The 15,152-nt window shown below is 31.1% G+C and carries 14 protein-coding genes; 8 read left to right on the forward strand and 6 right to left on the reverse strand.

Annotation, left to right across the window (positions count from 1 at the left end; genetic code table 11):
- The first annotated feature begins 86 nt into the window (after positions 1 to 86).
- Positions 87 to 1,628 carry a murein L,D-transpeptidase gene (locus HW119_RS07875; protein ID WP_177762966.1) on the forward strand — a complete coding sequence of 514 codons (1,542 nt, stop codon included), beginning with the start codon at positions 87 to 89 and terminating at the stop codon, positions 1,626 to 1,628.
- Here the strand turns inward: HW119_RS07875 and HW119_RS07880 are convergent.
- The gene (locus HW119_RS07880) at positions 1,617 to 2,429 is read right to left on the reverse strand and encodes a murein L,D-transpeptidase catalytic domain family protein (protein WP_255498070.1); all 813 of its coding nucleotides are present in this window, start codon (positions 2,427 to 2,429) and stop codon (positions 1,617 to 1,619) included. The genes HW119_RS07875 and HW119_RS07880 overlap by 12 nt on opposite strands.
- Before the next feature lie 180 nt (positions 2,430 to 2,609).
- Between HW119_RS07880 and gpmI the strand changes: the two genes are divergently transcribed.
- Positions 2,610 to 4,130: a 2,3-bisphosphoglycerate-independent phosphoglycerate mutase gene (gene gpmI, locus HW119_RS07885; protein ID WP_177762970.1), complete on the forward strand. Its 1,521-nt coding sequence runs from the start codon at positions 2,610 to 2,612 to the stop codon at positions 4,128 to 4,130.
- Positions 4,131 to 4,160: 30 nt separating this feature from the next.
- On the opposite strand, the gene HW119_RS07890 is transcribed toward gpmI, so the two are convergent.
- Positions 4,161 to 5,426 (reverse strand): acetyl-CoA hydrolase/transferase family protein, encoded by a 1,266-nt coding sequence (locus HW119_RS07890; protein ID WP_177762973.1) that lies wholly within the window; start codon positions 5,424 to 5,426, stop codon positions 4,161 to 4,163.
- Between the two features lie 321 nt (positions 5,427 to 5,747).
- Here HW119_RS07890 and HW119_RS07895 point away from each other — a divergent pair, with 321 nt between their 5' ends.
- The 6 genes from HW119_RS07895 to pruA all read left to right on the forward strand — a co-directional run bounded on the left by HW119_RS07895 (position 5,748) and on the right by pruA (position 11,427).
- Positions 5,748 to 6,290: a hypothetical protein gene (locus HW119_RS07895; protein WP_177762976.1), complete on the forward strand. Its 543-nt coding sequence runs from the start codon at positions 5,748 to 5,750 to the stop codon at positions 6,288 to 6,290.
- A gap of 126 nt (positions 6,291 to 6,416) precedes the next feature.
- Entirely contained in the window at positions 6,417 to 7,235 is an 819-nt protein-coding gene (map, locus tag HW119_RS07900) for a type I methionyl aminopeptidase (protein ID WP_177762979.1), read from the forward strand.
- Positions 7,236 to 7,241: 6 nt separating this feature from the next.
- Positions 7,242 to 8,006, forward strand: coding sequence for a class I SAM-dependent methyltransferase (locus tag HW119_RS07905; RefSeq protein ID WP_177762982.1), 765 nt, complete (start codon positions 7,242 to 7,244; stop codon positions 8,004 to 8,006).
- Positions 8,007 to 8,082: 76 nt separating this feature from the next.
- The gene (locus HW119_RS07910; protein ID WP_218620405.1) at positions 8,083 to 9,330 is read left to right on the forward strand and encodes a DUF5103 domain-containing protein; all 1,248 of its coding nucleotides are present in this window, start codon (positions 8,083 to 8,085) and stop codon (positions 9,328 to 9,330) included.
- Between the two features lie 53 nt (positions 9,331 to 9,383).
- Positions 9,384 to 9,770 (forward strand): Co2+/Mg2+ efflux protein ApaG, encoded by a 387-nt coding sequence (gene apaG, locus HW119_RS07915; protein WP_177762990.1) that lies wholly within the window; start codon positions 9,384 to 9,386, stop codon positions 9,768 to 9,770.
- 31 nt (positions 9,771 to 9,801) lie between these two features.
- Positions 9,802 to 11,427, forward strand: a complete 1,626-nt coding sequence (gene pruA / locus HW119_RS07920) for an L-glutamate gamma-semialdehyde dehydrogenase (protein WP_177762994.1) — start codon at positions 9,802 to 9,804, stop codon at positions 11,425 to 11,427.
- A 125-nt stretch (positions 11,428 to 11,552) separates the two neighbouring features.
- On the opposite strand, the gene HW119_RS07925 is transcribed toward pruA, so the two are convergent.
- The 4 genes from HW119_RS07925 to HW119_RS07940 all read right to left on the reverse strand — a co-directional run bounded on the left by HW119_RS07925 (position 11,553) and on the right by HW119_RS07940 (position 15,147).
- Positions 11,553 to 12,044: a hypothetical protein gene (locus HW119_RS07925; RefSeq protein WP_177762997.1), complete on the reverse strand. Its 492-nt coding sequence runs from the start codon at positions 12,042 to 12,044 to the stop codon at positions 11,553 to 11,555.
- A 105-nt stretch (positions 12,045 to 12,149) separates the two neighbouring features.
- On the reverse strand, positions 12,150 to 12,698 hold the full coding sequence (locus HW119_RS07930) for a heavy-metal-associated domain-containing protein (protein WP_255498073.1): 549 nt from the start codon (positions 12,696 to 12,698) through the stop codon (positions 12,150 to 12,152).
- 95 nt (positions 12,699 to 12,793) lie between these two features.
- The gene (locus tag HW119_RS07935) at positions 12,794 to 12,994 is read right to left on the reverse strand and encodes a hypothetical protein (protein WP_177763000.1); all 201 of its coding nucleotides are present in this window, start codon (positions 12,992 to 12,994) and stop codon (positions 12,794 to 12,796) included.
- 107 nt (positions 12,995 to 13,101) lie between these two features.
- Positions 13,102 to 15,147 (reverse strand): insulinase family protein, encoded by a 2,046-nt coding sequence (locus tag HW119_RS07940; protein ID WP_177763003.1) that lies wholly within the window; start codon positions 15,145 to 15,147, stop codon positions 13,102 to 13,104.
- Between the last annotated feature and the right edge of the window lie 5 nt (positions 15,148 to 15,152).

Consider the following 15,152-nt stretch of genomic DNA (forward strand, 5'->3'; position numbering starts at 1 on the left):
GAAAATTATTTTCAACGTTTTGATGTTATGTTTTTTAATTGTTTTAAAAAGACTATTTTTGTTAAAGAAAAAAGAATTGAAAAAGAATGAAGAAAATATGTTTAATATTAAGTATTGCTTTTATATTAAATAGCTGTAATTGGAATGAATCTTTACTGGGTGATAAAGATGAAATTAAGCAATATCGATTACCCGAATCTATTTTAATAAATAAAGATAAATTATTTACAAAGAGTTTGTTTGTTAAGAACTTTTATAAAGAAAATAATTATTTTACCGTTTGGATAAGCCAAAAAAACAGAACCGATTTTTTGAATCAGATTTTAAAACTAAAAAAAGAAGGTGTTGCTATTGAAAAAGTTGATATTTCTTATTTGCTTTTCGGAAATATGCGATTTGATTCGTTAAATAAATATGAAAAGATTGATTTAGATTTGGCTTACACAGATGCTTTTTTTACAATGTTAAAGCAAGCTGTTCACGGAAAAGTTAATCCAAATAAATATTATTCTGACTGGGTAGCTCCACAAAAACAACTCGATTTTAATCAACTGCTACTAACAGCTTTAAATGAAAATAAAGTTGAACAAACTTTTACAGATAATATTCCAAATAATAATTATTATAATGGGATAAAAGAAGCTATTGCATACTATGAAAATTTGCCAAAAGATACATTGGTTGGTCTTCATAATTCGGATGTTGTAAAAATCAAGAAAAAATTAGATTACTATTCTGATGCTGTTTTTTCAGATTTAAATACTGATTTGAATGAAGAATTTAAAGACGGTTTGAAAAAATTTCAAAAAAGACACGGGATTTATCCATCAGGAAATATCACGGAAGAAACTTTAAATGCATTAAATGTTTCGAAAGAGAAGCGTTTAGAGCAATTACGAGTTAATTTAGAACGCGCGCGATGGTTTTATAATGATTTAGGAGAAAATTATGTTTTAGTTAATTTACCTGAATGTAAATTGTTTTTGTATGAAAATGGAAATTTAGTAGAAACACATGATGTAATTATTGGCAAAAACGAAAGACGTACTCCTGTTTTATCATCTGTTTTTAGTAATCTAGTAATAAATCCAACTTGGACAGTTCCGCCAACGATTTTAAAAAACGATTTGGTACCCAAAGCTTCTGCAAGTAGGTCTTATTTTGCAAATCATAGAATGACTATCTATGACAAAAAAGGTAAAGTTGTTGAACCAGGAAATTGGAATCCGTCAGAATATAAAAGTTATAGATATGTTCAGAAACCCGGAAGTGGTAATGCTTTAGGTTTGATAAAATTTGACTTTCCAAATGCGCATAGCGTTTATCTTCACGATACAAATAACCGTTCGGCATTTGCTCAAAAGAAAAGAGATTTGAGTTCAGGTTGTGTTCGGGTTAAAGACCCATTTGAATTAGCGATGCGTATATTAGAAATTGAAGGTAGTACTTATAATCGTGAACAAATTGATACTTTGGTTGTCAGAGAAAAGACTAAAATAATTCCATTAAAAAAGAAAGTAAATGTACATCAGCTATATTGGACAGCCTGGAAAGATGACCAAGGTATCCAATTTAGAAATGACATTTACTCACTTGATGATAATTTATATAAAAAATTAATTAAGTAATTTTGATTTGTTTAGATAATCATTACTACCGTCGTGATAGATAAACAGGCAACTTTCTTCTTTTATATATTCAATAATTTCTTTGTGATTTTTCATAGGCAGAGCTGGACATCCCAAGCTTCTTCCTAGATAACCTTGTCTTATGCCAAGATTTTCATCTGCATAATCTGCACCATGAATTACAATTGCACGACTTCTTGCGTTGTCATTTATTCCTGGTTCTAAACCGTCTAGGCGTAAAGATAATCCATTGGCACCCATATAAGTTTCGGCAGTTTTGTAAAAACCTAAACTGCTTTTATAACTTTCGGAAGCATTTGAAAAATCGTTTGCAAATTCTTTTCCGCTATTTCTTCCGTGTGAAACAACCGTTTGAAAAATAATTTCATTTTTTTTCATGTCAATAACCCACATTCTTTTTTCAGTAGAAGATTGTGTGAAATCAATAATCGTTAAAATTTCTTTATCTATTTTTCCTTCAGATTTTAATTTAAAATAACCTTTAAAAGCTGATTCAAAACTTTGTAATTGTGGTTTTTCAAAACTTTTTTCTTCTAAATCAAAGTATTTAGATAAAATAAATTTATTCACATTCTCAATTTTGAATTCTTTTTTTGTTACAGCTGCAATTTCTTTACTTGATTTGTTAGGCGTTTCTTTCTTAAGTGTTGCTTTTTTTGTTACTGCCTTTTTCTTTCCGCCGCCATTTCCGTCTAAATAATCATTCGATGATTTCATGTTTAATGGAGTTAACATAAGTGCTCCAATCAAGAAAATAGGTAATAATTTTATTTTTTTCACGCTAATTTATTGTGTGTTTGTTGTTTGTAAAAAGTAAATATAGGTATTTATTTTTTTAGAAATTTAAAAAAAAAACTTTTTTAAATCATATTTAACAAAATTAATTAAGATGTTTTTTTATAAAAAACTATGAAAAAGTTTTAAACTATCAGTAAATTTGAACGAAATAACACAATAATTATGAACAAAAAAGTTATACTTATGATTTTAGATGGATGGGGAAAATCTCCTGATCCAAAAATCTCTGCAGTAGATCAAGCAAAAACACCTTTTATAGATTCATTATACCCAAAATATCCGAATACATTATTGCGAACCGATGGTTTAAAAGTTGGACTTCCAGAAGGTCAAATGGGAAATTCAGAAGTTGGACATATGAATCTTGGTGCTGGACGAATTGTATATCAAGATTTGGCAAAAATTAATTTAGAAGTACAAAACAAAAGTATCGCTTCTAATTTAGAATTAAACAAAGCATTTGAATATGCAAAAGCAAATAACAAGAAAGTTCACTTTTTAGGATTGGTTTCTGATGGTGGTGTACATTCTCATATTAAACATTTGTTTGGATTATTAGATGCAGCGAAAGAAGCAAATGTCGAGAATGTATTTGTTCATGCTTTTACAGATGGTCGTGATGTAGATCCTAAATCAGGTGTTAAACATATCGATGATTTAGTAAATTATATGCAGCATTCAACTGGAAAATTAGCAAGTGTAATTGGACGTTATTATGCAATGGATCGTGATAAACGTTGGGAACGTGTAAAAAAAGCGTACGATTTATTAGTGAAAGGAATTGGTATGCCTTCGCAGAATGCAACACTTTCAATAGCAGACTCATATTTAAATAATGTAACCGATGAATTTATTGAACCAATTTTAATGGTTGATGAAAATAATAAAACGGTTGCGACGATTGAAGAAGGTGATGTTGTTATTTTCTTTAATTTTAGAACAGATCGTGGTCGTCAATTAACTGAAGTTTTGTCGCAACAAGATTTGCTTGAATTTGGAATGCAAAAATTGAATTTATATTATGTTACCATGACTAATTATGATGACCAATATCAGAATATTCATGTAATGTATGATAAAGATAATATTACAGAAACTTTAGGTGAAGTGATTTCAAACGCTGGTAAAACGCAGATTCGTATGGCCGAAACTGAGAAATATCCGCATGTAACTTTCTTTTTCTCGGGTGGAAGAGAAGAACCATTTGAAGGCGAAAGTCGTATTTTGTGTCCATCTCCAAAAGTAGCAACTTATGATTTGCAACCAGAAATGAGTGCTTATGATTTAAAAAATGCACTTTTGCCAGAACTGGATAAAGCGGAAGTAGACTTTGTTTGTTTGAATTTTGCTAATGGCGATATGGTTGGTCATACAGGAAGTATGGAGGCTGCAATTATTGCTTGTGAAACGGTTGATAAATGTGTGAAAGAAATTGTTGAAAAGGCAATTGAAAAAGAATATACTGTTTTAATCTTAGCTGACCACGGAAATTGCGAAACCATGTATAATCCTGACGGATCACCAAATACTGCTCACACAACAAATCCAGTTCCGTTTATAGTCGTTGATAAAGAAATTAAAGAAGTAAAACCAGATGGTGTTTTGGGAGATATTGCTCCAACTATTTTACATTTAATGGGAATCGATAAGCCTAAAGTAATGACACGTCATTCGTTGGTATAAAAAAAGCACTTCAATTTGAAGTGCTTTTTTTTATCTAGTTAAAATATAATATTCTTTTTCTATTTGTTCTCTAAAATTCGGATGAGCAATTTCAATCATGGCTTTTGCGCGTTCTTTTAATGTTTTACCATATAAATTCGCAATTCCATATTCGGTAACTATGTACTGAACATGCGCGCGAGTTGTTACAACTCCAGCACCTTGATTTAACATTGGTACAATTTTATTAACTCCTTTTGCTGTAACCGAAGGTAATGCAATAATAGCTTTTCCTTTTTTACTTAAAGATGCGCCTCGAATAAAATCCATTTGACCGCCAACTCCAGAATACATTTTTGAGCCAAAAGAATCTGCGCAAACTTGCCCTGTTAAATCAACTTCAATGGCAGAATTTATTGCAATCATTCGGTCATTTTTACGGATATTGGCTGTGTCGTTTACATAAGACGATTCTTTCATTACTAAGAAGGGATTGTCATTTACAAAGTCATACAAACGTTGTGTACCATTTAAAAAAGTTGCTAAAATTCTATCTTTAAGTAAACCTTTGTGTTTTCCTGTGATAACACCCGCATGAACCAAATCTATTACACCATCAGAAAACATTTCGGTGTGAATTCCTAAATTTTTATGATTTTTTAGTTTAGTAAGCACAGCGTTTGGAATAGAACCGATTCCCATCTGTAAACAACTATTGTCTTCAATTAAACCGGCAACGTAATCACCAATTTTGTTTTCTATTTCGTTTATTTCATCTGCGATTGTTTCGTGTAATGGTGTGTGATGCTCCACAGCAAAATCAATTTCAGAGACATGAATATTTGCATCTCCAAAAGTTCGAGGCATAAATCTGTTGATTTGAGCAATTACTAATTTTGCATTTTTTACTGCTGATTTTGTTGCTTCTACTGAAACGCCTAAAGAGCAATAGCCGTGCGAATCGGGAGGAGAAACCTGTATGAAAACGGCATCTAATTTTAAAATGCCTTTTGAAAATAATAACGGAACTTCACTTAGGAAAACTGGTGTGTACGAGCCATTTCCTGCAGCAATTGTATGACGTACGTTTGCTCCGATAAAGAACGAATTTACATGAAAACTTTCTTTGAACTTTATATCCGCATATCTAGCTTCGCCTTCAGTGTGAATGTGACACAATTCGACATTTTTTAGTTCATTGGCTCTGTCGGTTAATGCATTAGTAAGAATTGTAGGGGTTGCAGCTGCCGCATGAATATAAATTCGGTCGTTAGATTTTATATGTTTAACAGCTTCTTCAGGAGTAGTTATTTTCATGTAATGCTTAATTAAATTTTGTGTTGTTCTACAAAAGTACATCTTAAAAGCCAATATTTTTTAGGAAGTGCTATGTATTTTAAATTTATTTTCAATATATATTTTTAATGTATTCTAAAAGTATGTTTGATTTTTTGACATCAAGATTTAAGTGTGTTTTTGTTTATTTTAATATATTTGTTTAATTCTTGCGTGTAAAAATGTTAATATATTTAAATTTTGTTATTTGTGTTAATTTTTTAAATTGCAGTTGTTCGATGTTGAAAATAAAATGGTTTACATCATGAGATTTATTAAGAAAATTTTAAAAAATAAGAAAGTATGAATTTTACAAGGAAAATGAATTTTAAATTGGACGGAATTGATGGAGATTTTTCAGTTCATTCAAGTCCGTTTTATTTCAGTGGAGTTAAATTATATCAGAACGGTGTTTTGTTATCAAAAACAAGTTCGGGGTTTAAAGGAATAACTTATACCGTTAAAAACAATTCTGGTAGTTTTGAAATATTATCAATTAAAGGAAATGGTTTTGTGCCTGTTACGGTACAGACTCAGAACGGAAAAATCCTATTAGAGCGTGAACTTGATGGATTGGAAAAAGTGTTGTCTTTTTTACCTTTTGCTATTTTTGGAATTCTGATGTTTTTGTTTGGCGGAGTAGGTGGAATTATTGGAGGTTTTTTTATTGGTTTGTCCATAGCATTGTCGTTGTTTATTAGTTCGAGTCTTATCAGACAAGATATAAATAAGGGATTGTTAGTAATATATTTGATTTTATTAGGTATCATTCTTTATGCGATTTATTTTGTGGTTACTATAATTTTTGCATTAATGATGGGTGGTATGATTTCGGCCTTTATTTAAATTTTTAATAGAAATTGTTTTTACGCAAAATGTTTTTTTTGATTTATAATTTAATTTATGTTTTAGAACTATTTTTTTTTCATCGTTTTAAAAATGCGTACTTTTGTAATCTGAAAAATCAAAATCATGATTATAATTAAAACACGCGAAGAAATTGAATTGATGCGTGAAGCAGCTTTATTGGTTTCTAAAACATTAGGAATGTTAGCTAGGGAAATTAAACCTGGTGTTACAACTTTACAATTAGATAAATTAGCAGAACAATATATTAGAGATAACGGTGGAGTTCCAGGATTTTTAGGACTTTATGGTTGTCCAGCAACTTTGTTGACAAGCGTAAATGAGCAAATTGTTCATGGATTACCAACAGACCGTCCTTTAGAAGATGGCGATGTTGTTTCTTGTGATTTAGGTGCAATTGTACACGAATATTACGGAGATCATTGTTATACTTTTGAAGTGGGTGATGTAGCTCCGGAAACAAAAAAATTACTTCAAGTTACAAAAGAATCTTTATATGTTGGAATCAACGAATTTAGATTAGGAAATAGAGTAGAAGATGTTGGTCATGCAATTCAAAAGTATGCTGAATCTCATGATTATGGTGTTGTTCGTGAATTAGTTGGACACGGAATTGGTAAAAAAATGCACGAAGCTCCAGAAATGCCTAACTATGGTAAAAAAGGTCGTGGTAAAAAATTTGTCGAAGGTATGGTAGTTGCTATTGAGCCGATGGTGAATATGGGAACTAAAAATATCAAGCAATTAAAAGACGGTTGGACAATTGCAACTCGCGACGGAAAACCATCTGCTCACTTTGAACACGATGTAGCTTTAGTTGATGGTAAACCAGAGATCTTATCTACGTTTTACTACATTTATAAAGAATTAGGAATTGTAAGCAACGAAGAAGATGCTTTCAGACAAGTTCCATTAGTTCTTTAGTCCTGCATGAAAAAAATATTTAAGATAGTTTTGAACCGCATACCTCGACCAATTTTAATTCGGTTGAGTTACATGGTTCGACCTGTTTTAGCTCTTTGGTTAAAAGGAGATAAATTTACTGATCCGATTGACGGAAAATCGTTTCGCGCTTTTTTGCCATACGGATACGGACATCAACGAAATAACGTGCTGTCACCAAGTACACTTTCATTAGAAAGACATCGTTTGTTGTGGTTGTATCTTCAGAACGAAACGGATTTTTTTACCAAAGATTTGAAAGTTTTGCATTTTGCTCCTGAACAAGCTTTTTACAAACGTTTCAGAAATCAAAAAAATCTTGATTATACAACAACGGATTTAGAATCACCTTTGGCAGATGTTAAAGCTGATATTTGTAATTTACCTTTTGAGGATAATTCGTTCGATTTTATACTTTGTAATCATGTTTTGGAACACATTCCAGATGATAAAAAAGCTATGCAAGAATTGTATCGGATTTTAAAACCTGGAGGAGTTGGTGTTTTTCAGATTCCTCAAGATTTAAATCGAGAAGTTACCTTTGAAGATGATACAATTGTTGATAAAGAAGAACGTGCTCGAATTTTTGGACAATATGATCACGTACGCGTTTATGGACGCGATTATTTCGATAAATTAAGAGCGATTGGTTTCAAAGTAGATGAAGTAGATTATACTCAAACGCTTACATCACAACAAGTAGAAAAATATTGTTTAGCTCCAGGCGAAATTATTCCCGTTTGTTATAAGTAAAATCCTGTTTCTCAGGATTTTTTTTATTTTTAATTTCGATGAAAATTAATATCTTTAGAATTCTAAATTAAATCATATGTTTCGAAAAAAAATAGTTCTCTTTTTTATGGTTTTGAGCTTTCAAATGTTTGCTCAGAAGATAAACGAAGTAGCTCCACCATATTATATTAAATCAATTTCAGTCAATACTGGTGCAGAAGCCGTTTATCCAATGTTTCGTTTGGGAGATTATTTCAATATTGAATTTGATGATTTATTAGCTCAAAGTTCAAATTATTTTTACAAAATAAAACATTGCAATGCAGATTGGACGCCTTCAAATTTACAGATTACTGAATATTTAGGAGGATTCAATAATATGCAAATATTGAATTTCCAAAATTCATTTAACACACTTCAAAATTACACACATTATAAATTTACACTTCCGAATAGTAATTCTCGTTTTTTGATTAGTGGAAATTATATAATTGAAGTTTTAGATGATGATGGAGATGTTATGTTTTCAAAAAAAATAATCGTTTTTCAAGAAGAAGTTAGTGTTGGTGTAACAATCAAACGAACTAGAAATAATGCAACTATAGATTCAAAGCAAAATGTAGGAATTACAATTGATTACAATGCTGAAACGTATAATAATCCAAAGGAAAATTTCAAAATAGCAATTATGCAGAATGGACGCTTTGATAATGCAATAACAAATGTTCCTCCGCAATATACTTTAGGAAATCAATTCATTTATAATTACGATACAGAAACACAGTTTTTTGCAGGAAATGAATATTTATATTTTGATAATAGCAATATAAATCAAGTGAATAATAATATTGCTAAGATAACTTCAACTGATATTTACAATACTTATTTATATCCACTTCCTCCACGAGGATTGAAACAATATTCATACTACGAGGATGTTAACGGGACTTTTTTACCGAAGAATAAATTTCGAAATGATGCTGCAACAGAAGCAGATTATTCTTGGGTTTATTTCAATTTACCAACAGAAGAATATGTAGGAAAAGATGTTTATGTTGTTGGAATGGTAGATAATTATTTGTTAACAGATAGTAATAAATTAGAATATGATACCAATGAAAAAGCGTATAAAAAAGCGATTTTATTGAAACAAGGATTTACCAGTTACTTATTTAGCTTAGTGGATTCTAAAACTCAAAAAATAGATTATAAAGATTCGATAGATGGTAATTTTTATCAAACTGAAAATGATTATCAAGTAATTGTTTATTACAGAGGAATTATTGATCGATCTGATCGTGTAATTGGGTTTGGAGGGACTAAAAGCTTAAATATTACAAATTAACAAATATTTAAAAGTAAAATTTATTAACTTTGAAATTCTTACGACTTATAATTATGATTTCTCAAATTACAAAAGGCATAAAAATTTCTGTAAAAACTAGTTTTGAAGGTACTTACTTTCGAAACTATAAAATTCAATTTGCTTTTAGTTATGAAATTACCATAGAAAACCAAAGCAAAGATTTTGTTCAATTAAATTCTCGTCATTGGGAAATTAAAGATGCATTAAATGAACTTGAAGTTGTTGATGGAGAAGGTGTTTTGGGACAAAAACCTATTATTAAACCTGGAGGAAAACATGTTTATAGTTCCGGGTGTTTATTGACATCACCTTTCGGAAGTATGAAAGGTTACTACAACATGATCAATTTTTCGACTACAAAAAAATTCAAAGTGGTTATTCCAACTTTTAAGTTGAGTGCGCCATTTGCAATAAATTAATCAAAATTAACTAAATCAAAAAAATTTAATTATGCCTAAAGGAATTTTTAATGTTCCAAAAGCGTACAACGAAGTTGTAAAATCATACGCGCCAGGAACATCAGAGAGAGAAGAAGTAAAAAAAGCGTTCAGCGCATTATATAATTCAACGGTTGATATTCCACTTTATATCGGAGGAGAAGAAGTTAGAACAGGAAATACCAAAAATTTATTTCCTCCTTTTGACCACCAACATCATTTAGGAGTTTATCATTTAGCTGATAAATCCTTGGTTGAAAAAGCAATTTCAACTGCGCTTGAAGCTCGTAAAAAATGGTCGGCAATGGCTTGGGAACACAGAGCTTCTATTTTCTTAAAAGCGGCTGAATTGTTAGCTGGGCCTTACCGCGCTAAAATTAATGCTGCAACAATGATTGCTCAAGCAAAAACGGTTCATCAAGCAGAAATCGATTCGGCTTGTGAATTTATTGATTTCTTGAGATATAATGTGGAGTACATGACGCAAGTTTATGCACAACAACCTGCATCTTCAGAAGGAATTTGGAATCGCGTTGAGCACCGTCCGTTAGAAGGTTTTGTATATGCAATTACGCCATTTAATTTTACAGCAATTTCAGGTAATTTACCTTCTTGTGTGGCAATGATGGGTAACGTTGTGGTTTGGAAACCAGCTGCAACTCAAATTTATTCTGCGCAAGTTATTGTTGAAGTTTTCAAAAAAGCAGGATTACCTGACGGAGTTATCAATGTTGTTTATGGTGATTCAGGTATGATTACGGATACTATTTTAGATAATGAAAACTTTGCAGGAATTCACTTTACAGGTTCAACAGGTGTTTTCAATGATTTCTGGGGAACAATCGGAAAAAACATTTCTAAATACAAAACATATCCAAGAATCGTTGGAGAAACAGGCGGAAAAGATTTCGTTTGGGCACATCCATCTGCAGATGCAAAAGAAGTAGCTACAGCTTTATCTCGTGGTGCTTTTGAATACCAAGGACAAAAATGTTCGGCAGCTTCTCGTGCTTATATTCCAGCTTCGTTATGGGAAGAAGTTAAAAATTTCGTAATCGAGGATGTGAAATCATTTAAGATGGGATCTCCAGAAGATATGAGTAATTATGTTTCTGCTGTAATCACAGAAGGATCTTTTGATAAATTGGCAAAAGCTATAGATGCTGCAAAAGCTTCAAATGAGGCAGAAATTGTTGTTGGTGGTGGATACGATAAATCAAAAGGATGGTTTATTGAACCAACGGTTATCTTAACTTCAAATCCTAAATACGATACGATGGAGCGTGAATTATTCGGTCCAGTTTTAACGGTTTATGTTTATGAAGATGCGAAATGGGAAGAATCATTAAAGTTAGTTGACGAAACTTCGAATTACGCGTTAACAGGAGCGATTTTCTCTCAAGATCGCTACGTGATTGAGATTGCTTCAAAAGCTTTAGAAAATGCAGCAGGAAACTTCTATATCAACGACAAACCAACAGGTGCTGTTGTAGGACAACAACCATTTGGTGGCGCTAGAGGATCTGGAACAAATGATAAAGCAGGTTCTGTGTTGAATTTATTACGTTGGGTTTCTCCACGTACCATTAAAGAAACATTTGTGCCAGCTACAGATTATAGATATCCGTTTTTAGGATAACAAAAATATTTTTTTGATAGAAAAGAGAATTTCAAAATTTTGAAATTCTCTTTTTGTTTTATAACTAAACTATTTTAGTATTACAGCAAACTAACTTTTTATTATTTGCTTGGATTCTTTAGAGGTTATTCAATTACAACTACTTTTTTAACGATTTGTTGTTTCAAATCATCATATTCAACTGAATTTAAAATTCCCTTTTCATTATAACCCTCATAACTCATTTCATCTAGTATTAATCCATAAAAAAAATATTCTCCTTTTTCTTTGAATACAATATTATTAATTTCAAATTTTTTATTCAGTACAAAAGTCGAATCTATTAAGAAAAAATTACTTAATGAATTCATAGGTGATTTAATTGGTTTATAATTGTAATATGTAATAAGCCTCATTTTAGTAGAATCATGCGGATTAATTTGTACAGCGTCTATAATTTTATCAAAATCACTTTTAAATTCAATAGTTACTTTATATGGTTTATTTACTTTAACTGTATCTGGTAAACTTAATTTATATTCTAAATCATTATGAATAAGTTCAGGAAAATCTGATTCTGTTTTTTTATTACAAGAGTTTAAAAAAAATACGATTAGAATAGGTAAAATATATTTCATACTTTTTAATTCACATTTAAATAGTCAGTTAGCCATATAAAGATAATCTAATTTGCGCACAAAAAAACTCTCAATGAAAATTGAGAGCTTTTAAGCGGTAATTTATTACAAAAGATTTGCTTTCTTTTCAGATTTTTCTTCTTTCTTTTCAGATTTAGTTTCTTCTTTTTTCTTGTCTTTATCACAAGATTTTCCTGATTTAGAACAACAACCTTTTTTCTCTTTTTTAGGTTCTTGATCAAACAACATAGCTGTTTCTAAAGAAGTGCTCATGTTTTCTACTTGGTATAAACCGTCTCCAATTTTTTCAACAGTTTCTTCTAAAGTTGTAGGAGTTTGTTTAGCGTTGTCAAATTCAACCGTAGCTTTTTTGGTTTCAAAATCTACAGTTGCAGATTTAACTCCGTTTAATTTAGCTAGTTTTCCTTCGATAACTTTTGCACATCCAACAGCGCAAGACATACCTTCGATTTCGAAAGTTGCTTTTTCCATAGTTCCAGCAATTTCGTTTGTTGAAGTTTCATTAGAAGAAACTTGTTCAACTTGAAGTGAATCGTTTCCGTTTGAGTCGATTGTTTCTACAACTTTGTCTTTACATCCTACCATGAAAATAGTTGATAAAGCTAATAAAGCGATTGTTTTTTTGAATTTCATCTTATATAAAATTTTAATTAATTGTCTTTTTGATATACAAATGTATAAAAAAAAAGCCACCAAAAAATGGAAGCTAAAAATTTAAGTTTTTTATATTATTTTAATTCGTCACCTGTAGCGGTTTCGTAACCCACAGCTTCTGTTGGAGTAAGTTCTGTTGAAGTTGTGTCTTTTGGAGTTACATTTTCGATTTCAGGAGCATCAGTTCCGTTCGTTTCAATTGTATCTACAACTTTATCTTTGCAGCTTACCATGAAAATAGTTGATAAAGCTAATAATGCGATTGATTTTTTCATTTCTTGTGATTTGAATTAATATGTAATAACGTTGTTATTTTTGTGCAAATTTATAAAAAAAAAGCCACCAAAAAATGGCGGCTAAAAATTAAGTTTTTTATAAAATATTATTTAAAATCAGCATCAGAAACTCCTTCGTTGATTTTAACGTCTTTAGTAATCATTTCGATGTCAATACCCATATTTAAAGTAGTTTTGAAAGGAACTTTAATTCCTTTTACATCTTTGTAGTCATCGTAATAAACTGTTTGAACACCTTGTTGACCTTGAACGTCATAAGCTGTAGCAACTGCAGTTTTTAATCCTGTTTTTGTATCAAAGTAATGTGTAGTGTCACCATCTTTGATTCCGTAACAATCTACACCTTCAATGTTTTCAATTCCAACTAAAACTACACCAGGTTTAGTAGCTAATTCCATTTCACTAAACAATTTTGCAGAAGCTTGAGCTTGTTTTAAATCGTCTCCTGATAATGTTTGCTTTTGACCTTGTTGTTCAACATATCCCATTGATGGTGTAATAATTTGTTTTGACATTGTCTGACCCATCATTGTTGTTGTTGAATTTAATTGACCTTTGTTAGTTTGTTTTGTAACTGAAATCAATTCCATTCCTTGAACAGTTGCGTTAGCAGTTGTTGCAATCGATTTAACTGTTTTTAATTTAGCTTCTCCACCAATTGCATTAATGTAATTATCAACTACACTTTTTACAGTTGTTCCTGCAGGAACTTCTTTTTTTACTTCTGGTTTAGAAGTTGGTTTACCATATTTATCATAGAAATTGATTTTGTAAGGTAATTTTTCCAATCCAGGTAAAACGTCAGCGGCTTTACCAACGATGATAATTCTTAAATTATCTGCTTGGAAATATCTTTTAGCTGCATTTTGTACATCTTCTACAGTAACTGCATTTAAGTTTTTAATGTAGTTTTCGTAGTAATCTGCAGGTAAATTTTGAGTTTTTGTTCTTAAAGCAAAAGAAGCAATAGTTCCAGGTTTTTGAGTTCCCATTACAAAACTTCCAATAAATTTAGCTTTAGCTAATTTTAATTCTTCTTCAGTTACTTTTTCAGTTCTGATTTTGTGAATTTCTTTCATGAATTCTACAACAGCACTATCAGTAACGGTATTTCTAACAGATGCAGTTGCTTTGAATTTAGAAGTGTATTTTCCTGAACCGATTGAAGAGTATGCACCGTAAGTCCATCCGTGAGCTTCACGTAAGTTTAAGAACAAACGGCCTTCACCACCACCACCAAGAATTTGGTTAGCCATTGTTGTAGCAAAGTAATCTTTGTCAGTCATTTTTAACTCAACAGCATTTACAATAGCGATTTCAGACTGAACTGCGTTTGGCATATCAACAAAATCGATTTGAGTTTTACCAACATTTTTAGTTGCTGGGAAATCTTGTTTTGGAGCAGCAGCTTTTTTCCAACCACCAAATAATTTCTCAACTTGTTTTTTAACTTTTTTATAATCAACATCTCCGATGATTACTAAATAAGCATTTTCAGGAACAAAGTATGAAGCGTAATTGTCTTTTACATCTTGTAAAGTAACAGCTGTAATAGTTTCTTCAGTTTCAAATTCTCCGTAAGGGTGGTGTGTTCCGAATAATAATGCGTTTTCAACACGTCCAGCAACAGCTGTAACCGATTTTTCTGAAGATTTTAAACCTTCAATAGCTTGTGCTTTACTTTTATCAAATTCTTCTTGTGAGAAAATAGGATTTAAAGCACCGTCTGCCATAATTTCTAAAATACGGTCGCTGTATTTAGATAAACCACTACCTGCAGCTCCTGTATTCCAAAAACTAATGTTTGCACCTAAAAAGTCAATCTCTTCGTTAAAAGCTTCTTTAGATATTTTTTTAGTTCCGTTACCTACCACTGCACTTGTTAATGAAGAAACTCCTGCAATGTTCCCTTCGTGATATGGAGGTGTGTCGATAGTTAAACTGTAGCTAACGCGTGGTAATTTATGATCTTCAACAACTAAAACTTTTAAACCGTTTTTAAGTGTAAATTCTTTTGGTTTAGAAACGTTAACCGTAGGCGCTGGTCCTGGTTGAGGTTGAGGTCTTTTAATTTGAGCTTCTGAGCTTAAAGTAAGCATTAAAGCTGTTGCTATAATAAATATTTTTTTCATCTCTT

This window comes from Flavobacterium sp. I3-2, assembly GCF_013389595.1.
Lineage (GTDB): Bacteria > Bacteroidota > Bacteroidia > Flavobacteriales > Flavobacteriaceae > Flavobacterium.